At 40.2% G+C, this 24606-nt stretch carries 19 protein-coding genes; 15 read left to right on the forward strand and 4 right to left on the reverse strand.

Annotated elements, in window-relative coordinates; genetic code table 11:
• Positions 1-63: 63 nt before the first annotated feature.
• The 8 genes from spoIVB (at position 64) to xerD (ending at position 9981) form a co-directional block, all read left to right on the forward strand.
• A complete protein-coding gene (spoIVB, locus tag ACTNC0_RS12165) occupies positions 64-1287 on the forward strand; it encodes a SpoIVB peptidase (protein ID WP_441087580.1) in 1224 nt (407 codons plus the stop codon).
• A gap of 81 nt (positions 1288-1368) precedes the next feature.
• Positions 1369-1758, forward strand: a complete 390-nt coding sequence (locus tag ACTNC0_RS12170; RefSeq protein WP_441087581.1) for an HD-GYP domain-containing protein — start codon at positions 1369-1371, stop codon at positions 1756-1758.
• A 243-nt stretch (positions 1759-2001) separates the two neighbouring features.
• Entirely contained in the window at positions 2002-2808 is an 807-nt protein-coding gene (spo0A, locus tag ACTNC0_RS12175) for a sporulation transcription factor Spo0A (protein ID WP_441087582.1), read from the forward strand.
• Positions 2809-2861: 53 nt separating this feature from the next.
• Positions 2862-4316, forward strand: coding sequence for a glycogen synthase GlgA (gene glgA / locus ACTNC0_RS12180; RefSeq protein ID WP_441087583.1), 1455 nt, complete (start codon positions 2862-2864; stop codon positions 4314-4316).
• A 271-nt stretch (positions 4317-4587) separates the two neighbouring features.
• Entirely contained in the window at positions 4588-5649 is a 1062-nt protein-coding gene (recA, locus tag ACTNC0_RS12185) for a recombinase RecA (RefSeq protein ID WP_117677006.1), read from the forward strand.
• A 2-nt stretch (positions 5650-5651) separates the two neighbouring features.
• Positions 5652-6224, forward strand: coding sequence for a regulatory protein RecX (locus ACTNC0_RS12190; RefSeq protein WP_178762239.1), 573 nt, complete (start codon positions 5652-5654; stop codon positions 6222-6224).
• A gap of 150 nt (positions 6225-6374) precedes the next feature.
• On the forward strand, positions 6375-7934 hold the full coding sequence (gene rny / locus ACTNC0_RS12195) for a ribonuclease Y (RefSeq protein WP_117677004.1): 1560 nt from the start codon (positions 6375-6377) through the stop codon (positions 7932-7934).
• 1162 nt (positions 7935-9096) lie between these two features.
• Positions 9097-9981, forward strand: a complete 885-nt coding sequence (gene xerD, locus ACTNC0_RS12200) for a site-specific tyrosine recombinase XerD (RefSeq protein WP_441087584.1) — start codon at positions 9097-9099, stop codon at positions 9979-9981.
• Positions 9982-10275: 294 nt separating this feature from the next.
• On the opposite strand, the gene ACTNC0_RS12205 is transcribed toward xerD, so the two are convergent.
• Complete coding sequence (locus ACTNC0_RS12205; RefSeq protein WP_441087585.1) at positions 10276-11307, reverse strand: 3-deoxy-7-phosphoheptulonate synthase; 1032 nt, start codon at positions 11305-11307, stop codon at positions 10276-10278.
• 46 nt (positions 11308-11353) lie between these two features.
• Positions 11354-12697, reverse strand: coding sequence for an oligosaccharide flippase family protein (locus ACTNC0_RS12210; protein WP_441087586.1), 1344 nt, complete (start codon positions 12695-12697; stop codon positions 11354-11356).
• A 388-nt stretch (positions 12698-13085) separates the two neighbouring features.
• On the opposite strand from ACTNC0_RS12210, the gene ACTNC0_RS12215 reads away from it, so the two are divergent.
• The 4 genes from ACTNC0_RS12215 to ACTNC0_RS12230 all read left to right on the forward strand — a co-directional run bounded on the left by ACTNC0_RS12215 (position 13086) and on the right by ACTNC0_RS12230 (position 18003).
• The gene (locus ACTNC0_RS12215; protein ID WP_441087587.1) at positions 13086-13562 is read left to right on the forward strand and encodes an RrF2 family transcriptional regulator; all 477 of its coding nucleotides are present in this window, start codon (positions 13086-13088) and stop codon (positions 13560-13562) included.
• 17 nt (positions 13563-13579) lie between these two features.
• Positions 13580-14761 carry a cysteine desulfurase NifS gene (gene nifS, locus ACTNC0_RS12220; protein WP_441087588.1) on the forward strand — a complete coding sequence of 394 codons (1182 nt, stop codon included), beginning with the start codon at positions 13580-13582 and terminating at the stop codon, positions 14759-14761.
• A 24-nt stretch (positions 14762-14785) separates the two neighbouring features.
• Positions 14786-15235 (forward strand): Fe-S cluster assembly scaffold protein NifU, encoded by a 450-nt coding sequence (gene nifU, locus ACTNC0_RS12225; protein ID WP_008704067.1) that lies wholly within the window; start codon positions 14786-14788, stop codon positions 15233-15235.
• A gap of 206 nt (positions 15236-15441) precedes the next feature.
• On the forward strand, positions 15442-18003 hold the full coding sequence (locus tag ACTNC0_RS12230; RefSeq protein WP_441087589.1) for an HAD-IC family P-type ATPase: 2562 nt from the start codon (positions 15442-15444) through the stop codon (positions 18001-18003).
• A 237-nt stretch (positions 18004-18240) separates the two neighbouring features.
• On the opposite strand, the gene ACTNC0_RS12235 is transcribed toward ACTNC0_RS12230, so the two are convergent.
• Positions 18241-20382, reverse strand: coding sequence for an alpha-amylase family glycosyl hydrolase (locus ACTNC0_RS12235; protein WP_441087590.1), 2142 nt, complete (start codon positions 20380-20382; stop codon positions 18241-18243).
• 189 nt (positions 20383-20571) lie between these two features.
• On the opposite strand from ACTNC0_RS12235, the gene ACTNC0_RS12240 reads away from it, so the two are divergent.
• On the forward strand, positions 20572-20748 hold the full coding sequence (locus ACTNC0_RS12240) for a DUF6783 domain-containing protein (protein WP_441087591.1): 177 nt from the start codon (positions 20572-20574) through the stop codon (positions 20746-20748).
• 60 nt (positions 20749-20808) lie between these two features.
• On the opposite strand, the gene ACTNC0_RS12245 is transcribed toward ACTNC0_RS12240, so the two are convergent.
• Positions 20809-21627: a histidinol-phosphatase HisJ family protein gene (locus ACTNC0_RS12245; RefSeq protein ID WP_441087592.1), complete on the reverse strand. Its 819-nt coding sequence runs from the start codon at positions 21625-21627 to the stop codon at positions 20809-20811.
• A 466-nt stretch (positions 21628-22093) separates the two neighbouring features.
• On the opposite strand from ACTNC0_RS12245, the gene gap reads away from it, so the two are divergent.
• Positions 22094-23113: a type I glyceraldehyde-3-phosphate dehydrogenase gene (gene gap / locus ACTNC0_RS12250; RefSeq protein WP_008704062.1), complete on the forward strand. Its 1020-nt coding sequence runs from the start codon at positions 22094-22096 to the stop codon at positions 23111-23113.
• 184 nt (positions 23114-23297) lie between these two features.
• A complete protein-coding gene (locus ACTNC0_RS12255) occupies positions 23298-24491 on the forward strand; it encodes a phosphoglycerate kinase (protein ID WP_441087593.1) in 1194 nt (397 codons plus the stop codon).
• Positions 24492-24606: the final 115 nt, after the last annotated feature.

The following is a 24606-nucleotide window of genomic DNA, read 5'->3' on the forward strand; positions in this document are numbered from 1 at the left end:
AGAGAGGATAATCTCATTGCAGATTGTTCTCTCTTATTTTTTACCGAAAGGATGTGCGAAAGGATGAACAGAAGAAAAAAATACCGCCTTTTTATCATATGTTGTTTCACACTTGACTTGTTAGTAATGCTTTTGCTAGGATATCAGTATCTGAAAAGAAAAATTCCTGATGAAATCCAGATATCCAGAGACAGAGGAGAAAATGCAAGGGATGTGACAGAAGCTCTTTCTGCACCATTAGTTAAATTTGAAGAAGCAGTTACTGTCTCACGGGATGGAGGATATATCCTGCCTTGTAAATTGCTTGGATACATTCCGTTTAAGGAGATTAAAGTAACGCCGGTAGACAAACAGGAAATTTATGTCAGTGGAAGTACAGTTGGCATTTATATGGAGACAGAAGGTGTGCTGGTGATAGATACAGGAGAAATACAAGACCAGAATGGAGAGACAAAAGAGCCAGCAAAAAATATCATCAAACAGGGTGATTATATTGTCTCATTTAATGGACAGAAGATTTCTACGAAAAAGGAATTGATCAATGATATTGCCAATCTGGATGGAGATACAGTCACGCTCGAAGTCAGTCGTGAGGGTGAAAGCGTGCCTGTGTCTGTGACTCCTGTAAAGGATACAAAAGGAGATTATAAACTTGGAATCTGGGTCAGGGATGATACGCAGGGAATAGGAACTCTCACATATGTAGACCAGAATGGGAATTATGGTGCTCTCGGACATGGAATCAGTGACATAGATACGGCGCAACTTCTGAATATCCGGGATGGAGCATTGTATAAAGCACAGATACTTGCGATAAATAAAGGCAGTAAAGGAAATCCTGGGGAACTCGCAGGATTTATACGGTATGATGACAGAAATATTCTGGGGAGTATTGCTATAAACAGTAAAAATGGAATCTATGGACAGTTTTATAAAGGAGCAGAAGAGGATATTTCTTTGAAAAAAATGTCAGTGGCGTATAAACAGGATGTAAAAGTCGGACCGGCATCTGTTTTGTGTAGCGTAGATGGAAAAGTCAGGGAATATAAAGCGGAGATTAAAAAAATTGACCTGAATCATGAGGATACAAATAAAAGTTTTGTGATACAGATAACAGATGAAGATCTGCTGGAGAAAACAGGAGGTATCGTACAGGGACTCAGTGGAAGCCCGGTATTACAGGATGGAAAAGTGATCGGAGCAGTTACTCATGTGTTTGTGCAGGACTCTACCAGTGGGTATGGGATTTTTATTGAAAACATGTTGGAAAGGGGAAATAAGCTTTAAATTCGTGATATAATCGATTTTTACGACATGATATGCTATCATTTATGTAAACATGACGGTATCGAACAGCAGACATAAAATTTGGAAAAAGGAAATTATGGACACAGAAGACATCATGACTATGGAACAGGCGCAGGAGGAAATGAATCATTTCCGTTTATGATAGGAATCCTCAGCCAGATCATGGGATACCGCAACGGGGAAAGTGGACAGCATATTTTGCGGATAAATATTATTACGGAAATTCTGCTGGATGAACTTGCAAGAAAAACAGATGTGTATCAGCTTTCCTGGTCGGATCGCTCGGTCATTACAATCGCATCTGCGCTTCATGATATAGGTAAGATTGGAATCAGTGAAGGAATTCTTAATAAACAGGAGAAGCTGACTCTCGAGGAAGAACAGATTGTGCAGGCTCATACACTGATTGGGGCGGCACTGTTAAAAAAATCCGGAGTTATATCAGAATGAAGAATTGGTGTGTACTGCCTATCAGATCTGCAGATGACAGATGAAATAAAATTCGATTGCTGTCCAAAAATCTCAAACTTTAGCGAAAAATAATAATTAGGAAAGAAAAAACACCAAAACAGTCGACGGAAAATAGGACAAAATACTCAGCGTAGCTTGATTTTTCCATTCTCATTCCTCTATAATATGAGATGTGTTGAGAAAAAACTTTATTTGTAGAAGAATCAGGGAGGAGATAGCCTCATGGAAAAATTAAATGTGGCAGTTGCAGATGATAATGAGAGAATGGTGGAAGTACTTGGTCAGATCATAGAAGAAGATAAAGACCTGGAATTGGTAGGAAAGGCTCATAATGGAGAGGAAATCTGCAATATTATACGTGAAAAAGAACCTGACGTTGTTGTTTTGGACATCATTATGCCGAAAATGGATGGTCTGGCTGTTATGGAAAAGTTTGCTCATGACAAAAGCCTCAAAAAAGCGCCGGTATTTATTGTAGTTTCTGCTGTTGGCCAGGAACGCATTACAGAAGATGCATTCAGCCTTGGGGCAGACTACTATATTTTGAAGCCTTTTGACAATAAAATGCTTCTGAACCGTATTAAACATGCGCGCAGAGCAGGCGAGAGAAGAATGAGAGAAATCAGCCGCCAGACGGAGAGAACAGAAGAAAAACAGGTACCGATAAGAAATCTTGAGACAGATGTGACCAATATCATTCACGAGATTGGAGTGCCGGCACACATAAAAGGCTACCAGTATCTGCGCGATGCGATCATTTTGTCAGTGAACGACATGGAAATGCTGAATTCTATCACGAAAATACTCTATCCTACGATTGCGAAACGACATCAGACAACAGCCAGCAGAGTAGAACGGGCTATCAGACATGCGATAGAAGTTGCATGGAGCAGAGGCAAAATGGATACGATAGATGAATTATTTGGATATACAGTAAGTACCGGAAAAGGAAAACCTACAAATTCAGAATTTATTGCCTTGATTGCAGATAAAATCAGACTGGAATATAAAAATCACTCTTTCCAATAGACATATTTTGGAGTATAATTATACAATAAAGGCTACCAAGGAGGGTTTTTCGCATGAAAAATATTTTATTTGCAACATCTGAAGCAGTTCCATTTATCAAGACAGGAGGTCTGGCAGATGTAGCGGGCTCTTTGCCAAAATATTTTGATAAAAGATATTTTGATATTCGTGTGATCTTACCGAAATATGCCTGTATGAAACAGGAATGGAAAGGTAAAATGGACTATATCACACATTTCTACATGGATCTTGGATACAAGAACTGCTATGTGGGAATCATGCATATGGAGTATGAAGGGATTCAGTTCTACTTTATTGATAATGAATATTACTTCAGCGGACCGAAACCATACGATGGAGGAACTTGGGATCTGGAGAAATTTGCATTCTTCTCAAAAGCAGTATTATCCGTTCTCCCGGTTATCGGGTTCAGACCGGATATCATTCACTGCCATGACTGGCAGACAGGACTTGTACCTGTATATCTGCATGACAGTTTTCAGCAGAATGAATTTTTCTGGAATATAAAGACGATCATGACGATCCATAACCTTAAATTCCAGGGTGTATGGGATGTTAAGACAATTCAGAATATTACAGGACTTTCAGATTACTATTTCACAGCAGATAAACTTGAGGCATATAAAGATGCCAACTATCTGAAAGGTGGTATCGTATTTGCTGATGCAGTCACCACTGTAAGTAATACATATGCAGAAGAGATTAAAACACCATTTTATGGTGAAAAACTGGATGGCCTTATGTGTGCAAGGGCTAACAGCCTGAGAGGAATCGTAAATGGTATTGATTATAACGTATTCAACCCTGAGACAGATCCATATATCACAAAGACATATAACGCAACTACATTCAGAAAAGAAAAGGTAAAAAATAAAATTCAGCTTCAGAAAGACCTTGGACTTCAGGAAGATTCAAAGGTCATGATGATTGGTATTGTATCCCGTCTGACAGATCAGAAAGGTTTTGATCTGATCGCATATGTTATGGATGAACTTTGTCAGGATGCAATCCAGCTTGTAGTTCTTGGAACCGGTGATGAACGTTATGAAAATATGTTCCGTCATTTTGACTGGAAATATCATGGAAAGGTATCTGCACAGATTTATTATGATGAAACAATGTCTCATCGTATCTATGCAGCTGCTGATGCATTCCTGATGCCGTCCTTATTCGAACCATGCGGACTCAGCCAGCTTATGAGTCTTCGCTATGGAACGCTTCCAATTGTCAGAGAGACAGGCGGACTTAAGGATACAGTTGAACCTTATAACGAATATGAAGGAACAGGAACAGGATTTTCTTTCAGAAATTACAATGCACATGAAATGCTTGCAACTGTACGTAATGCAGAGAAAATTTTCTACGACAAGAAACGTGAGTGGAATAAAATGGTTGACCGCGCTATGGCAGCTGACTTCTCATGGGGCAGCTCCGCACGCCAGTATGAAGAAATGTACAATTGGCTGATTGGCGATAAACCGGAATAAAAAATTCATTTTGTATTATTTTGCTGAAAGTGAATGATACACTATAGTTTATAAGAGAATCAGGCAGAAAATATGCATATTAATGACACGAAAGAGCAGAGGATGCAAAAGAAGCGCATTCTCTGCTTTTGCTGTCTTTGATTTTGAGTAACCATAAAAAATTAATTGTTTTCAGAGAAAACAAAAAAGCTTGACATCCGCTTTAAAGTATAATACTATAATGAATATAAAACGAACATAAGTTCTGAATGCGTATAAGGAGATTATATAAATGATAAGTGAAGAAAAACAGAAAGCGCTGGAAGCAGCACTTGGACATATTGAGAAACAGTACGGGAAAGGCTCTGTAATGAAACTTGGAGAATCAGGAGCCAATATGCAGGTAGAAACAGTTCCTACCGGTTCATTAAGCCTTGATATCGCCCTTGGAGTAGGCGGTGTACCTAAGGGACGTATCATCGAGATCTACGGACCGGAATCCAGTGGTAAGACAACAGTTGCGCTCCATATGGTAGCTGAAGTGCAGAAGAGGGGCGGAATTGCCGGCTTTATTGATGCGGAGCATGCATTAGACCCGGTATATGCCAAGAATATCGGCGTAGATATTGATAATTTATACATATCACAGCCAGATAACGGAGAACAGGCGCTTGAAATCACAGAAACTATGGTACGTTCCGGTGCTGTGGACATTGTAATCGTTGACTCTGTAGCAGCGCTTGTACCGAAAGCAGAGATTGATGGAGATATGGGTGACAGCCATGTTGGTCTTCAGGCAAGACTGATGTCACAGGCTCTCCGTAAACTTACAGCAGTTATCAGCAAATCCAACTGCGTTGTTATCTTTATCAATCAGCTTCGTGAGAAAGTCGGTGTAATGTTTGGTAATCCGGAGACAACAACAGGTGGACGTGCCCTGAAATTCTATTCTTCCATTCGTCTGGATGTCCGCAGAGTTGAGACGCTGAAGCAGGGTGGCGAGATGGTAGGTAACCATACCAGAATCAAAGTTGTGAAGAACAAAGTAGCTCCGCCATTTAAACAGGCAGAGTTTGATATCATGTTCGGAACTGGTATTTCCAAAGAAGGAGATATTCTTGATTTGGCAGCTGACTGCGGTATCGTAAATAAGAGTGGTGCATGGTATGCATACAATGGAGATAAAATCGGACAGGGTCGTGAGAATGCGAAGCTTTTCCTCAAAGAGCACACGGACATCTGTGATGAGATTGAGAAGAAAGTAAGAATCCAATATCATCTTTTGCCGGATGAAGAAGGCGATACACAAGAGACTGCGGCAACAGATTCCGTACAGGATGATTCTGAGGAATAATCATGGGAAATGCATTCGGAGATCTGAAAGAATTTCTTGAAAATGCGGAGAGGCTGAAGAGAAGGTCTGCAACGAAGCAACAGAAAAATTTAACAGAAGAACCCGAGGAATACAGAGACGCAAGGCGTAAAGCCATGCGTCTCTTAGAACATATGGACCGCACTGAACGGGGGCTGAGAGAGAAACTGCGTCAGACAGGATTTAGTCCGAGGGCAGTAGATTATGCGTTGGCATATGTAGAATCCTATGGATACATAGATGATGAACGATATGCCAGAACTTATATTGCATACAGAATGGATACAAAGAGCCGCCAGAAGATTATACAGGAACTTATCAGCAAGGGAATAGACAAGGAAACAGCAGAGTCTGCATGGGAAGAAGAGGCTGCGCTGAATATGCCTGATGAGAGGAAAATCCTGTATCGGACTGTGGAGAAGAAATACTCTCCCGATACCGAACTGGATGAAAAAGAAATGCGCCGGTTGCAGGGGTATCTGCTAAGAAGGGGATTTAGCTATTCAGATATAAAAAGTGTGCTTGAAGATATGAATATCCGGACGACTGCCTGGTAACGAAATCGTTCACTGCAAACGTGTTGAACAGTAAGCAAAATCGGAAAAATATTCGAACAATTACCTAGAAAAACTTGACATAAGTATGAAAAAAAGATAAACTTGTATTGTTGTATTTGTACAATGAAAACTAAATAAGGAGGTGCTCCTGTGACAACAACAATTATTGTTGCAATTGTCGCTGTGGTAGTCGCGCTACTTATTGCGGTTCCTGTTACTTGCAAAGTCGCTGTAAACAACAAGATCCAGAAGGATGCAGAAGTCGTTGGAACAGCCGAAGACAAAGCAAGAAGCATCATAGATGAAGCTCTGAAAACAGCTGAGACTAAAAAAAGAGAAGCTTTATTGGAAGTGAAGGAAGAATCTCTCCGTACAAAAAATGAACTGGAGAAAGAAACCAAGGAACGAAGAAACGAACTGCAGAAGTATGAAAACCGTGTATTAGCCAAAGAATCCGCGGTTGACAAGAAAGCAGATGCAGTGGAGAAGCGCGAAGCGGAATGCACAGCGAGAGCAGCTGAGGTGCAGAAAAAAGAAAAACGAGTAGAAGAACTTGAGCAAAAAGGAGTACAGGAACTGGAGCGTGTTTCAGGTCTGACCTCCGAACAGGCAAAAGAAGAATTACTCAGATCCGTTGAAGATGATGTAAAAGTGGATGTAGCCAGACTTTACAGAGAACTGGAGAGCAGAGCAAAAGAAGAAGCTGGTAAGAAGGCCAAGGAATATGTAGTCAACGCCATTCAGAAATGTGCGGTTGATCATGTAGCTGAGACTACCATTTCAGTCGTTCAGCTTCCAAGCGATGAGATGAAGGGAAGAATTATCGGTCGTGAAGGTCGTAATATCCGTACCCTTGAGACACTTACAGGTGTAGATCTTATTATCGATGATACACCGGAAGCGGTTGTATTGTCTGCCTTTGATCCGATTCGTCGTGAGATTGCGCGGGTAGCTCTTGAGAAACTGATCGTAGATGGACGTATCCATCCGGCCAGAATCGAAGAGATGGTTGAGAAAGCTCAGAAAGAAGTAGAAGCGCAGATTCGTGAAGATGGTGAGAATGCAGCTATGGACGTTGGCGTTCATGGTATTCATCCGGAATTACTGAAACTTCTTGGACGTATGAAATTCCGTTCAAGCTACGGACAGAATGCTTTGAGACATTCTATCGAAGTAGCTCAGCTATCTGGTATGTTAGCTGGTGAAGTCGGTGTAGATGTCCGTATGGCTAAGAGGGCTGGTCTTCTTCATGATATTGGTAAATCAATTGACCATGAAGTTGAAGGATCTCATATTCAGATTGGTGTGGATCTCTGTAAGAAGTATAAGGAATCACAGATCGTCATTAATACGGTCGCATCCCATCATGGTGATGTAGAACCGGAATCTCTGATCGCATGTATCGTACAGGCAGCAGATGCTATTTCGGCTGCAAGACCTGGTGCAAGAAGAGAGACGCTGGAGACTTATACAAATCGTCTGAAACAGCTGGAAGATATTACGAATCAGTTTAAGGGCGTTGATAAATCTTTTGCTATTCAGGCAGGTAGAGAAATTCGTGTAATGGTAGTACCGGAGCATGTAAATGATGCAGATATGGTTCTCCTTGCACGAGATATTGCAAAACAGATTGAAGCAGAACTTGAATATCCTGGTCAGATCAAAATCAATGTAATCCGCGAAAGCAGAGCAATTGACTATGCTAAATAATATTATTGGACACGAGAGTGAACAGCAATAAATAGTTCTTTGCAGATATAAACTGTGTAGATTGTATTATTACAGTCTGCACAGTTTTTTTGTGCAGTAAGAAATTCCACAGGAATCTTTTATTCCACAAAAAGTCTTATTGGGCGGAATTTGATTGAGAGATTCTTTCTTATCCATTCAGGAATATTTTAAGAGAAAGATAAGTAAACTGGTACAGGGTGAGAGAATGAAAAGAAAAAGAAAATTTCCCGTTTTGCTTTTATTCTTTTTAGGATTTCTGGCAGGGAACCTGATACCAAACATCATCTGGAAAATAAAATGGCAGCAGAAAACCTGGGCTTCAATTTATTTTTTAAGTACATTTGCAGGAAAGGATATATCAGGAATAGAATATCTGAAAGAGATAATGAAGTATAGAGGATGCTTTTATCTACTGAATGTAATCTGCGGATTTTCCGTTTTTGGCGAGCCTCTTTCTGTTATAACACTTATAGCTTCCGGACTCTATACGGGTATTATAATGTCTGCATCCATACTGGAATTTGGATTTGCGGGCGGAGTAATCGGTATGGGACTTTTGCTTCCCCAATATTTGTTTTATATTCCGGTCTGGTTGTATTCTATGGAACAGGAGTGGACAATGTCATCGGAAATATGGAAAAATAAAGGTTTAATTTTCGGAAAGATAAGTATGTATTTACGTAGAATGATGTTTGCTTTTCTGCTATATTTCCTGGGAATCCTTGTAGAGTGTTTCGTAAATCCCTGGATCATCAGTAAAATTCTGGAATATATTAAAATTTTTTGAATGATATATTTACCATATTTAGTGTTGGTTGTCATAAAATCTCCGAGATATAGTATATCATGCTGAAAAGGCTTGAAATACCGCGCTTTAAGGCAAAAAAAAGGGTTTGATTTTATGTAAAATAAACAGTATAATACATATACATTTTAGAATAATAATGAACCAGAAGTGCTATGACGAGTATTATTATGGTTTGGTGATGTTAAATAAATACACATTATTTCCTTACTATTTCAATGATGGATCAGATGTGTATTTTGTGCTTGGATATACTTTGATATTTAGCTAAAATGTTGGGGATGTCATTATCTGCTACATAGGATAAACAATAAAAGGGAACGGAAGCGTGGGAATATGGATATAGAAATAAGGAAATTTATCACATATCTGCATGATATAAAGAAAACATCTGCAAATACAGAAATTTCTTATCAAAGAGATTTGAAAAAAATGGCAGAATTTCTGGAAGAACGGGGAATCAGAAATTATAAAGATGTGAAAGAACTTGAACTTGAAGGATACATAAGTTATATGGAACGTGAGAAATTTGCATCATCCTCTATTTCAAGAAGTATTGCATCTATGAGAGCGTTTTTTCGGTATTTGTGGAAAGAAGGCGTAATTACAAAAGATCCGGCAGAAAATCTGAAACCATCGAAGGTTGAGAAAAAAGCACCGGAGATACTTACGATAGAAGAGGTAGATAAACTGCTCCGACAGCCGAATCTGGATACACCAAAAGGGATAAGAGATTCTGCAATGCTGGAATTATTATATGCTACAGGTATGCGTGTAAGCGAGATGCTACACCTGCAGATTTTTGATGTGAATCTTCAATTTGGATATGTAGTCTGCCATGAGAATGGAAAAGAGAGGATTATTCCTATCGGACTTCCGTGTAAAAAGGCTATGGAACGATATTTGAAGACATCCAGAACTACTTTTGTAAAAGAGGAAAAAGAAACTGCATTATTTACAAATTGTTCCGGGAAGGCGATGAGTCGTCAGGGATTCTGGAAGGTGTTGAAAGGATATGCGGATGATGCCGGGATTAAGAGAGATATTGCGCCGCATACGCTGCGCCATTCCTTTGCAGTACATATGCTTCAGAATGGCGCAGATATACGGAGTGTTCAGGAAATGCTGGGACATTCAGATATTTCTACTACGCAGGTTTATCTGGGTATGAATATGAACAAAATGCGGGATGTGTATATGAAAACACACCCACGTCATTGATATACACAGTGCGTATCTATAAATGTTAAAAAAGAAAAAATGGATGATAGTGTCTATTTAAAAATAAAAAGCTTCCGCCGTATTTGGTGGAAGCTTTTTGCGTTAGAAAATTACGAAATGGTACAGTAGTGTGTCAACAAGTTGATTTCTTGAACAATCTTACGTCTAAATTTCTTATTTCCGCATTGTCGTCGATCGACGTAGCCACCGCTACGCCTCTCTCCTCCGCTTTGAAATAAGAAAATTTATCCTGCAAGATTGTTTCAAGAATCAACTTGTCGGCACACTAGTGTACTAGCACATTTCAGCGATTGTATACAGAAGACGCTCGGATTCTTCCCATCCAAGACATGGGTCTGTGATGGATTTTCCATAAATATGGTCACATCCGATCTTCTGATTGCCGGGCTCAATATAACTCTCGATCATAAGACCTTTAACCAGAGTATGAAGTTCCGGATCAACCTGACGGCTGTGAAGAACTTCTTTGGCAATACGAACCTGCTGGTAATATTGTTTATTAGAATTGGAGTGGTTAGTATCAACAATAACAGCCGGATTTTTCAGGTCCTTTTCCTGATATTTTTCCCAGAGAAGACGAAGATCTTCGTAATGATAGTTCGGGATTGCTTCGCCATGTTTGTTTACAGCACCACGAAGAATCGTATGAGCAAGTTCATTACCGCTAGTCTCTACTTCCCAGCTTCTGTAAATGAAACGATGTCCGCCCTGTGCTGCAACAACTGAGTTAAGCATAACTGCAAGGTCACCGCTGGTAGGGTTCTTCATACCTGCAGGAACTTCCATACCGCTGACAGTAAGACGATGCTGCTGATCCTCTACGGAACGTGCGCCTACTGCTACATAAGAAAGCAGGTCGGAAAGATAACGATAGTTCTCCGGATAAAGCATTTCATCTGCGCATGTCATTCCACTGGTCTGAATTGCATGAATATGCATTTTACGGATTGCAATAAGACCTGCGAGAAGGTTTGGCTGTTTTTCGGGATCCGGCTGGTGAACCATACCCTTATAGCCTTCTCCTGTTGTTCTCGGCTTATTTGTGTAAACACGTGGAACAATCAGAACCTTGTCAGCTATTTTTTCCTGAACATTGCGTAATCTGGTAAGATAATCCAGAACAGCATCTTCGTTATCTGCTGAACAAGGACCGATGATTGCAAGGAATTTATCGGATTTTCCGGTAAAAATATCACGCAGTTCCTTATCTCTTGCATCTTTAATGGCCTGAATTTCAGCATCAATGGGATACTGATTGCGAATTTCTTCAGGGGTTGGTAATTTTTTGATAAAATCGAATCCCATGGTTGTATCTCCTTTGTGTCTTTTTGTGTTGCTTTTTTGGCATTTATTATAAACCATTCTTATCTGAATGTCGATAGGGAAAATGTTTTTCGGATAATGCATACATATGAAGCAGGGTAAGAACAAGCTCTCCACAGAGAATTCCATACAGATATCCACGTATTCCGAAAACCGGAATAGCAAATAATACAAAACATACCCGGATACAGATACTGATCATACTGTGAATCAGACAGGTTCCTGATTTGCCAAGTCCGTTTAATACACTGGTGAGAGTCGTATTGAGGTATAAAAAAGGGCAGATATATGCCATAGTGTGAATATAAGTACCGGCAGTCTGGCTGCGAAACAAAAAGTTTCCGAAAAATTCTCCGAAAAATAAAAACAGGATCATACAAAAACCGCCAAGCAGCAGGCAATATCTGAAAATCTGGTGAACCACATATTGTATCCGCTTCTTATAACCAAGTGTCTGGAGTTCTGTAATGGAAGGAAGCAGCATAACAGCGGCTGAATTTGTGATCGTTGCAGGAAACAGGATGAGAGGAAGAGCCATACCGGTAAAAACACCGTAAATACTTAATGCGTCTTTAGCACTTAATCCAGATATTTGTAATCTGGCAGGGATGAGAATGACTTCCATACTGCTGAGAACGGTCAGAAGTATTTTGTTTAAAGTAAGAGGCATAGAAATCTGAAACAGATTTTTTAAAATCCAGCCAGGATTTTTTATATGTGAAAAAGTATAATCGGCTTTCTTTAAATGCATACTGACAGCAAAAAGAGAAATAAAAGAAGAGGCGATTTCCCCGATAAGATTTCCGCCAACCGCTATCGCCGGAGTAACGGTACGTTTTTGTGATTCAAAAATAAGGTAGAGAACATAACAGCCGCCTACACGAAAAATCTGTTCGAGAAGCTGTACCCCTGCCGGAAACCCTGCTTTTTTTCTGCCAAAATAGTAACTGTTAACACAAGTATGAAGTGTACTTAAAGGGATACTAAAAGACAGTATCTGTATCAGAATGGCAGTTTGGGACTCTTTTAGAATCTGTGTAGCCCAGAAATCCGCATGAGTATAAAGAATCCAGGAAAGGAACAAAGAAAGCATAATAGAAAATATCGTGCCAATGATGAAATAATCACCGGCGTGTCTGGGGTTATGAAGGGCAGTTTCTGAAGCTGTAAGGCGGGAAATCGCTGATTGTATACCTGAGGCGCAAACGGCCATTACCAGAAACTGCAAAGGAAGAACAAGCTGGAAAAGTCCCAGTCCATGTGCACCGATCGTATGAGAAAGGAATATTCTGTAAAAGAAGCCTAAAAGTCTGCTAAGCAGTCCGGTAAAAGTAAGTAGTAAAGTCCCCTTTATAAAAAGCATTTTTGACATAATAAAGTTTTCAGCCCTTTTAAGTTTGCTGCGTAATAATGCTTACTATTCACTACTGATGTCCCGTAAGGTCTGTGCATCGCGAAGCGTGTTACTGGGCATGGAGTGAACAGTAACTTAATAAGTTATTGTTCACTGATAGTATCCCGCGAGGTGTTTTTTGTGAGCGAAGGCCACAGAAAACCCGAGACATACCGCGCGAATTTATGCGATTAGCATAAATTCTGTGCATCGCGAAGCGTGTTACTGGGCACGGAGTGAACAGTAACCTTAATAACGCTTTTACAGCAATATATGTACAAAACAGCCTTGACAGAACAAATAGTTTCTGGTAAAGTAATCATGAAATCCGAGGGAAACACTGGGAATTGAAAAACGAGGTGAGAAAATGAAACTGTCAACAAGAGCACGTTATGGTTTGAAAGCGTTGATAGACCTGGGATTACACAGCGAAAATGAAGCAGTCTCTTTACAGAGCATTGCAGAAAGACAGGATATTTCCACAAGCTATCTCGAACAGCTTATGGCCATGCTTAAGAAAGCTGGTCTGGTAAAGAGCAGCAGAGGTGCCTATGGCGGTTATCAGCTTGGCAAGCCGGCAGATGAGATCTCGGTCGGTGAAGTCCTGCGAGTGCTGGAAGGCAGCCTGGAAGCAGCAGCCTGCCCTGGGATCGAGAACGATGGAACCTGTCATGGCAGCGATGTCTGTGTGGCGAAATTCGTCTGGAAGAGAATTAACGACAGTATTACAAACGCTGTGGATACCCTGATGCTTGGTCAGCTGATCGATGAAAGCAGAAGAGTACATGAAGAAAAAATGGAAAGTCTGAATACAAAGGAAACGGTGTCAGACATACTTAAATAAAACAGGAGGACAAGAAAATGGGAAAAATGATTTATCTGGACAATGCGGCAACAACTAAAACAGCACCGGAGGTTGTCCAGGCAATGCTGCCATATTTTTCAGAATATTATGGCAACCCGTCCAGTATTTATGATTTTGCAGGCAAGAGCAAAGAAGCAATCACAAAAGGAAGAGAGCAGATCGCAGAAGTTCTTGGTGCAAAGAAAGAAGAAATTTATTTTACAGCCGGTGGATCTGAAGCTGATAACTGGGCTTTGAAAGCAACTTTCGAAGCATATAAATCAAAAGGAAACCACATCATCACAACAAAGATTGAGCATCACGCAATTCTTCATACATGTGAATACTTGGAGAAACGCGGCGCGAAGATCACATATGTAGATGTAGATGAGAATGGTATTGTGAAACTGGATGAACTTGAGAAAGCTATCACACCAGAGACAATCCTGATTTCTGTTATGTTTGCAAACAATGAAATTGGTTCTATCCAGCCAATTAAAGAAATCGGCCGTATCGCAAAAGAGCATGGCATTCTTTTCCATACAGATGCTGTTCAGGCATTCTGCCAGGTTCCGATCAATGTAGATGAATGCAATATTGATATGTTAAGTTCCAGCGGACATAAGATTAACGGACCAAAAGGAATCGGTTTCTTATACATCCGTAAAGGTGTGAAGATTCGTTCTTTCGTACATGGCGGAGCACAGGAACGTAAACGTCGTGCCGGTACAGAAAATGTTCCGGGAATCGTTGGATACGGTGTAGCAGCAACTCGCGCAAACGCGTCCATGAAAGAGCGTACAGAGAAAGAAATCGCTATCAGAGATCATCTGATTCACAGAATTGAGACAGAAATTCCATATGTAAAAGTAAACGGAGATCGTGTAAAACGTCTTCCGAATAATGTAAATGTCAGCTTCCAGTTTGTAGAAGGTGAATCCCTTCTTCTGATGCTTGATAATTATGGAATCTGTGCATCAAGCGGATCTGCATGTACATCAGGTTCTCTTGATCCGTCTCATGTACTTCTGGCAATTGGTCTGCCGCATGAGATCGCACATGGTTCTCTGCGTATGACTCTCAGCGAAGAGACAACAATGGAAGATGTAGATTTCACAGTAGACAGACTGAAAGAAATTGTAGCACATTTAAGAAGCATGTCTCCATTATATGAAGACTTTATGAAAAAACAGAAATAAGCAGGATAACAGGAGGAAATACAAATGGCTTACAGTGAGAAAGTAATGGATCATTTTCAGCATCCACGTAATGTTGGAGAAATAGAGAACGCAAGTGGCGTAGGAACAGTAGGAAATGCAAAATGCGGTGATATCATGAGAATTTTCCTTGATATTGATGATGAGACACATATCATCAAAGACTGCAAATTCAAAACATTTGGATGTGGTGCAGCAGTAGCAACCAGTAGCATGGCAACAGAGATGGTAATGGGAAAAACTATCGAAGAAGCTATGGAAGTTACAAATAAAGCTGTTATGGAAGCTCTTGACGGACTTCCGCCAGTAAAAGTTCACTGCTCTCTGCTTGCAGAGGAAGCAATCCATGCTGCTTTATGGGACTATGCCCAGAAACATCACATTGAGATTAAAGGTCTTAAGAAACCGAAGTCTGATATTCACGAAGGTGAAGAAGCAGAAGAGGAAGAATATTAATCAGTTTTTTCAGAAAGCTGAATCTGTTTGTGATTTGAAATCGTTATATTAAAAGAAGGGGCGGATGATACTCATCATCTGCCCTGCGTTTTATATTGTGAAGTTAGGATCAAAGGGTCTTTTGACCCTGATATCATTACAAAGCGGGCAGTTACTGTTCGTTTTGGTCTCCTTAACAATTTATCTATTTTCTGCAGGAGGTAAAGATGACAGGACTTACGAATGAACAGGTGCAGGAGAGGATTGCAGAAGGAAAAGTTAATGTCAACGAGAACCCAAATACCAGGACGTACAAGCAGATCATTTTGGAGAATACACTTACGTTTTTCAACTTTCTGAACCTTGTACTTCTGGTGCTGGTCCTTTTTGTGAGATCTTATAAGAATTCCATGTTTATGGGAATTATCCTGATCAATACGGTAATCGGTATTGTTCAGGAGATCAGGGCAAAGAAGACAATCGATAAGCTTGCAATCCTTACGGAAAGTAAAACAGTTGTTTTGCGTGAAGGAAAGAAATGGAGTATTTCCACAGAGAAGCTGGTGATTGATGATCTGATTTTCCTAAAGACAGGTGATCAGGTACCGGCAGATGTGAAAGTACTGGAAGGAGCGGTGGAAGTAAATGAGTCTCTGCTGACTGGTGAGTCAGATAATTTGACCAAGAACCAGGGAGATGAACTTTTTTCAGGAAGCTTTGTGACATCTGGAGAAGCCTGTTGTCAGGTAATTCACGTCGGAAAGGATAACTATGCCGCACAGATCACAAGTGAAGCAAAGGAATTTAAACGCCATAATTCAGAATTACGTAACTCTCTGAATGCGATTTTGAAAGTAATCAGTATTATTATCGTTCCTTTAGGTGCGATGCTGTTTTATAAACAGTATTTTATCGTGGGAGATACGCTGAAAGATTCCGTAGTAAATATGGTGGCAGCTGTACTTGGAATGATCCCGGAGGGACTTGTGTTGCTGACAAGTGTGGCGTTGACACTTGGTTCTATGGTTCTTGCAACTAAGAAGACCCTGGTACAGGAGCTTTACTGTATAGAAACCCTGGCAAGAGTTGATACACTTTGTCTGGATAAGACCGGAACGATCACAGAAGGAACTATGCGCGTCGAAGATGTACAGTTGTATACCGCTGGACAGAAAGTTGGAGTGAAAGCCGTCTCTCTTGAAAAAACAGAGCCGCAGATAATTGATTTGAAAGCGGAAGCGTCAGCAACAGTAAATACTGAAGGTGAAAAAACAATATTACAAGTGGCTGACTCAGAAGTTGATGCGAAAATGTCACAATCAGACGATTTAAATAAGGATATCACAGAGGAGGATAAACGGAAACTCCAGGAGATTAACCATATTATGGGAAATCTTATGTCAGTTTTGCATGACCAGAATGCAACAGCAGATGCCCTTAGAGAGAAATTTTCGGCAAAGTCTGACTTAAAACCGGTTCATGTTATTCCGTTTTCATCGGACAGAAAATACAGTGGAGCCGCATTTGAAGGAAAAGGAACTTACCTGATGGGAGCTGCACAGTTTCTGTTTCCGGAAGGAAATGAAGAACTTCTGGCATATTGCAGCAAATATGCAGAAGCAGGATTTCGTATCCTTGTTCTGGCACACAGCGAGCAGGAAACGAAAGGAACTGAATGCCCGGCAGGACTGGAGCCGATGGGATTATTCCTTATTGCAGATGTGATTCGTGCAGAAGCACCGGATACACTGGCTTTCTTTGACAGTCAGGGAGTTGATCTTAAGGTGATTTCGGGAGATGATCCGGTGACAGTTTCAGCGATTGCAAAGAAAGCAGGCTTAAAGAATGCGGATCATTATATTGATGCGACAACAATCACTACTCATGAGGAAATGCAGCGTGCAGTTGCAGAATGCAGTGTTTTCGGACGTGTGACACCACAGCAGAAGAAACAGATGGTTCAGGCGCTTCAGGCTCAGAAACATACAGTAGCTATGACCGGTGATGGTGTAAATGACGTACTGGCATTAAAAGAGGCAGACTGCAGCATTGCCATGGCAGCAGGAAGTGATGCAGCCAAGAATATCGCAAATGTGGTCTTGCTGGATTCTAATTTTGGAGCAATGCCGCATATTGTGAATCAGGGACGACGTGTAGTAAATAATATCCGAAGTGCGGCATCTATGTTCCTGATAAAAACAATTTTTTCTGTACTTTTAGCATTGATTACGATTTTCTTTGGAGATGCATATCCGTTTGAGCCGATACAGATGTCTCTGATTAGTGCCTGCGCGGTAGGCATTCCGACATTTCTTCTGACACAGGAAAACAATTATAATAAAATTGACCATACATTTTTAAGACATGTATTTATGAACGCCTTCCCGGCGGCTGTTACAATCACCGGATGCGTATTTACGATCATGCTGGTCTGCCAGAATGTATATCATTCCAATGTAATGTTAAATACAGCATGTGTTCTTGTTACCGGATGGAATTATATGTCTGCTCTGCGTACAGTTTACTCGCCGTTGAACACATATAGAAAAGTAATCATTTATGGAATGCAATTTGCATTTTTTATAAGTGCTGTAGTATTACAGAAACTATTGACCTTGGGATCACTGGAATTCGGAATGATTATCCTTGTATTCGTCCTGATGACATTTTCTCCGATTCTGATTGAAACAATCACAGAATGGATCAGAAGAATTTACGAGAAATCTCTGGATAAAGAGGATAAGGATAGGGGATTTTTTGCAAGATTTCTGGAAAGAGTACAGAAATAAGACAGAAGTCCTCCGGGCAGGATCGCACTGCGACGGAGAGAAATTATGTTACTAAAACAACCCAGCACAGACGGAGAATTCCGCAAACAGGATTCTTTCTTGCAATAAAATGTATATGGGTTAAAAAATAAGGACAATCCGCGAAAAATACGGGTTGTCCTTATTTGCGTTATTACATATGAAAATAACAGATGGTTTAATATCGCCTTTGTCAACTAAACTGGTACAAATCTGATATTATTTTTTTCTACACAGCCAGAAGCATCCAAATGCCGGAATCATAACGCCCTTAGCTTCCATCTCGTGACCTGTGATAAGGTCTGTATACATACCATCATCTTCGTTGATCCATGCAACCTTATCCTGATCACTGAAGTTGTAGATACCGATAAATTTCTCGTCATCATTTTCACGAACAAGTGCAAGGATAGAAGAATCCCATGTATCAATAGTGCAAAGAGATGCATTTGTATCAAAGACGTTGTGCTCACTTCTGATATGTTCCAGATGATCCAGTGCATGGAAAAGTTTACCCTGTACAGTGTCTGCGATATTTCGGTTCGGAGCAAGAGACCAGTTGAATTCTCCTCTGTGGAGATAACGGGAATCAGCTGCTTTATTTGGATTATTCTTATAAGCATAGTCATTTAACTGACCGATCTCATCACCACTGTAGATAACCGGAATACCGGACTGGGAAAGCATAAACGCATGTAATGTGATATCATAACGTACACTTCTGTCCACACCTGCAGTATTTCCCTCAAATTCGAATCTCTCGATTCCACAAAGAGAAGCAGTAGTTCCGCAAAGTCTTGCATCACCCAGGCGAGGATCGTCATTGTAGAGTTCACCACGTCCAAATGTATCCGGATATTTTCCTGTAAAGAAATCGTTAAGGAACTTCTTATGGGACACTTCATCGATAGAGAAGTTCTTAAGAAAATCATAATCTAATCCCCATCCGATATCATCATGGCAGCGCAGATAATTCTGGAATATATATTCCTTAGGAAGTGAACCAAGAATATCCAGCTGTCTGCGAAGAAGAGATACATCCTTAGTGGCAACAGTATGCCAGGTACTTGCCATTGTCGTAACGTTATACAGAATATGGCATTCTGGTTTCTCAAGTGTACCAAAGTATGGAACTACTTTTTCAGGAGCCATAACAACTTCTCCGAGGAGCAGAACTCCCGGGCATACGATCTCGCAGATCATGCGCATCATACGCACGATAGTGTGAACCTGAGGCAGGTTGCGGCAGTTTGTGCCAAGTTGTTTCCAGATATAAGGAACTGCATCAAGACGTACAATATCAACGCCCTGGTTGGCAAGATACAGCATGTTATAAACCATCTCATTAAATACAACAGGATTTCTGTAATTTAAATCCCACTGATATGGATAAAATGTGGTCATAACATGTTTATGTACATCATCCAGCCATGTGAAGTTGCCAGGCGCAGTAGTCGGGAATACCTGAGGACAGGTCTGCTCGTAGAGAGCAGGAACATCGTAGGAATCAAAGAAGAAATAACGATCCTGATATTCTTTTTCACCAGCGCGTGCGCGTTTTGCCCATTCGTGATCCTCAGATGTGTGGTTCATAACGAAATCAAGGCAGATATTAATGCCTCGTTCGTGACATTTGGCTGTTAACTCTGAAAAGTCTTCCATAGTGCCAAGTTCCGGCTGAACAGTACGGAAATCAGCAACTGCATAGCCGCCATCACTTTTACCTTCCGGTGATGCGAGCAGAGGCATCAGATGCAGATAGTTTACATTGCATTCCTGTACATAGTCCAGTTTCTCTTCCAGACCTTTTAAAGTATGCGCAAAGTTATTTACATACATCATCATACCTAACAGGTTATTGCGTTTATACCAATTAGGATCTGCTTCACGTTTGCTGTCAGATGCTCTTAATGCTGCATTTCTTCCATTATAAAAGGTCTTCATATTAGATGTGAGGTCATTGAGATATGTCATGACATCATCACGATCCTGATATAATTCACAGTATAACCATTTTAATTCATCGTAATGCTTCTGGAAACGCTCATTATATACAGCGATATCAGCAGGCATTTCCAGCTTAGCTGGTTCAGTTTTGGAAGTTTCTACTTTAATCGGTTCAGTTTTGGAAGTTTCTACTTTGATTGGTTCTGTCTTAGAAGTTTCCACCTTAACAGGCTCTACCTTGGAAGTTTCCACTTTGACAGGCTCTACTTTAGAAGTTTCCACTTTGATTGGTTCAACTTTAGAAGTTTCTACTTTAACAGGCTCTGTTTTAGAGGTAGTTACCTTTAATGTTTCAGTTCCCTGTTTTCTGACTGTTGCTGAAGAATGCTTCTTCTGGAGTCTTTTTTTAGCCATAATATTCCTCCCTGGTTTATGAAAAAATATATACAGAAAGCCGCAGCCTTAAAACTGCGCCTCTGAAATCATGTGAAATGATCTGGTGTACCAATCGGTTGATTTACGGAAAGCTGTTACGTCTGATTAAGAATTAATCAACTTGTCGGCACACTAGTACATCGTTTTCGAAATAACTATATCACTTACTTGCTTGCGAATCTGATTGCACAGATAAAAAAGCCTCAGCGTAGCCCGCTATGCCGCCTTAATCGGACCAAGTCTACCACAAATTGTGACGTACATCTTGCAGAAAGCCTTTTCCAAACACGCGCTAGGGTTAAAAGTGTTATCATGCATGTACATATGACCTTTTTGAATTATTAACCCTGATATCATGAGATATTATATTACATAGACTGCCATATAGGCAAGTATTCAAATACTTTATAAAGAAATAAATTTTGGTTTACGGTCTTTAAATACGGTATAATGTTTGAAACCACAAGTTTCAAGTACATTAGCGGCCTTATCAAAGGCATATGCTACTTTATCCGGTGTATGGGCATCTGCGCCAATCGTAATGATCTCTCCGCCGAGTTCTTTGTAACGTTTTATTACCGCAACACAAGGGTTTGGCTCGCCAAGTCCATAATGATATCCACCTGTGTTAAGCTCAATTCCCTTTCCCATTGAAATGAGTTTCTTAAGAATCTCATCCAGGATATCCTTATAGCGGCCATAAGAATACTGGCGGTTTCTATTAGGACCGTAACGGACAACATAATCAATATGACCATAAACATCGAAATCATCATATACAGAAATATTTTCAAGAATAGATTCAAAATACTCCATATAACACAGAAATTCCTTGCGTCCTTCAAAAAAATCAGGATAATAAGGATCGTATCCATGAACAAGATGAGAAGATCCTATGACAAAATCAAAAGGTGTCTGAGAGAGAAGTGAGTTAAAATAATCTCCCAGGTGCATCTGCAAGCCCAATTCGATTCCAAAACGCAGATGAATTTTATCCTTATATAAAGACTGCATTTCTATAAGCTTTTTTTGATAAGATGAAATATCCAGAGAAAAATCCAGACCATCAGGAGTAGCCGGATAATCAGGGTCAAGATGCTCCGTAAAAGTAATCCCCTGAATACTGAGTTCGATAGCACGCTGTATCATAGACTCCATAGGAGTATCAGAATCAGCGGAAAAAGAAGAATGCATATGGCAATCCCATAATATCTGTCTGTCCATAAGTTCAGTCCTTTCTTCTATTATAAATAATATAATGTGGTGATGATCGTGCTGTATATATGTGGCAAACATCCAAAGCCTTTATCGAGTTACTGTCCACACATTATTATTCCTCAAGGTATTTTGACATGAAAGTAGCAAAATCCTGAAAACATATTATTACGCTACACAGAGTAGCGTAAATAATAATGCGTAAAAATCCTGAAAATTGGACATTTATATATTGAGAATAATGAAAAAATAATGCAAAATAGTATCAATTTGCTTCTGACAGTAATGTTTAAAGCATACCACATATCAAGTATAGCATAGAATTTACATTTTTACTTAATTTTTATCTGTTTTTTTAGAAAATGGTCTTGAATTTTTGTTTAGAATTATGTACAATACAATACAGGTTGATGATTCTTTAACAAACAAAAGGATTATCATAATTAACCACTTAATTCATAGGAGGAATATTATCATGGCAGTAAAAGTTGCAATCAATGGTTTTGGACGTATCGGACGTCTTGCATTCCGTCAGATGTTTGGAGCAGAAGGATTTGAAATCGTAGCAATCAACGATTTAACATCTCCTAAAATGCTTGCTCACTTATTAAAATATGACTCAACACAGGGAAAATATGCTCTTGCAGATACAGTAACAGCAGGAGAAGATTCCATCACAGTTGACGGAAAAGAAATCAAAATTTATGCAAAAGCTAACGCTGCTGAACTTCCATGGGGAGAAATCGGCGTAGACGTAGTTCTTGAGTGTACAGGATTCTACACATCCAAAGACAAAGCTCAGGCTCATATCGATGCAGGTGCTAAACACGTTATCATTTCCGCTCCGGCTGGAAACGACCTTAAGACAATCGTTTACAATGTAAACCATGAAACTCTTACAAAAGAAGACCACATCATTTCCGCAGCTTCTTGTACAACAAACTGCTTAGCTCCAATGGCTAAAGCATTAAATGACCTTGCTGCAATCAAATCTGGTATCATGTGCACAATCCACGCTTACACAGGCGATCAGATGACACTTGATGGACCACAGAGAAAAGGTGACTTAAGAAGATCTCGTGCAGCTGCAGTTAACATCGTTCCTAACAGCACAGGTGCTGCTAAAGCTATCGGTCTTGTTATCCCAGAACTGAACGGCAAATTAATCGGATCTGCTCAGCGTGTTCCTACCCCAACAGGTTCTACAACAATCTTAACAGCAGTTGTTGAAGGTAATGTAACAAAAGAACAGATCAACGCAGCTATGAAAGCAGCTTCTAACGAATCCTTCGGATACAACGAAGATGAAATCGTATCCAGCGATATCGTTGGTATGAGATTTGGTTCTCTGTTCGATGCTACTCAGACAATGGTTCTTCCACTTGAGAATGGCACAACAGAAGTACAGGTAGTTTCCTGGTATGACAATGAGAACTCCTACACAAGCCAGATGGTTCGTACAATCAAACATTTTGGTAAACTGCTGAACGCTTAATTTTCAGTAAGTGTAGAAGAATAGACTCCAAGGAAGGGTCCGGTCTGATTTGGACCGGACCCTTTTCGCGTTGTCTGAGTATCCGAAAAACTGCCATAGCAGATTTTGCAGGACGCTCGAGGAATCTATGTTACTGTGGACGATGCAGTAACACATAAAGAATATTATTAAGGAGGCACCACAAATGCTGAATAAAAAATCTGTTGATGATATCAACGTAAAAGGTAAAAAAGTTCTTGTAAGATGTGACTTCAATGTTCCACTTCAGGATGGTAAGATTACAGATGAGAACCGTCTGGTTGCAGCTCTTCCTACAATCAAGAAACTGATCGCTGACGGTGGAAAGATCATTCTTTGCTCTCACCTTGGAAAACCGAAGGGAGAACCAAAACCAGAATTATCTCTTGCACCGGTTGCTAAACGTCTTTCCGAATTATTAGGACAGGAAGTTAAATTTGCAGCAGACCCGGAAGTAGTAGGACCAAACGCAAAAGCAGCAGTAGCTGAAATGAAAGACGGAGACGTTATCTTACTTGAGAATACACGTTACCGTGCAGAAGAAACAAAGAACGGAGACGAATTCAGCAAAGAACTCGCTTCTCTTTGTGATGTATTTGTAAATGATGCATTTGGTACAGCACACAGAGCACACTGTTCTAACGTTGGTGTAACTAAATATGTTGATACAGCAGTTGTTGGTTACTTAATGCAGAAAGAAATCGATTTCCTTGGAAACGCAGTAAACAATCCTGAGAGACCATTCGTTGCTATCCTTGGTGGAGCTAAGGTTTCCAGCAAGATCTCTGTAATCAATAACCTTCTTGATAAAGTAGATACTCTTATCATCGGTGGTGGTATGTCCTATACATTCTCCAAAGCTAGGGGTGGACATATTGGTAAATCTCTCTGCGAGGATGATTATCTTCAGTATGCATTAGACATGATGAAGAAAGCAGAAGAAAAAGGTGTTAAACTCCTTCTTCCTGTAGATAACAGAATCGGTGATGATTTCTCCAACGATTGCAATATTCAGGTTGTAAAACGTGGTGAAATCCCGGATGGCTGGGAAGGAATGGATATCGGACCGAAAACAGAAAAACTTTTCTGTGATGCTGTAAAAGATGCTAAGACAGTTGTATGGAACGGACCGATGGGTTGCTTCGAAATGCCGAATTTTGCTCATGGTACAGAGGCTGTTGCTAAGGCACTTGCTGACACAGATGCTACAACAATCATCGGTGGTGGTGATTCTGCAGCTGCAGTTAATATCCTTGGCTATGGCGACAAGATGACGCACATCTCCACAGGTGGCGGTGCATCTCTTGAATTCCTGGAAGGAAAAGAACTCCCGGGTGTTGCAGCAGCAAACGATAAATAAGTATTGAACAGGTGACATGAACGGATCGTTTATCCGTCTGATCAGTTTAACCGAATCAAGTAAGTCCCCTGCTTCAATTGCGAAGAGCAATAAGCAGTGGGTGGGACTAAGAAAA

The sequence above is a fragment of the Blautia sp. HCP3S3_B11 genome (assembly GCF_052064435.1).
GTDB lineage: Bacteria > Bacillota > Clostridia > Lachnospirales > Lachnospiraceae > Blautia_A.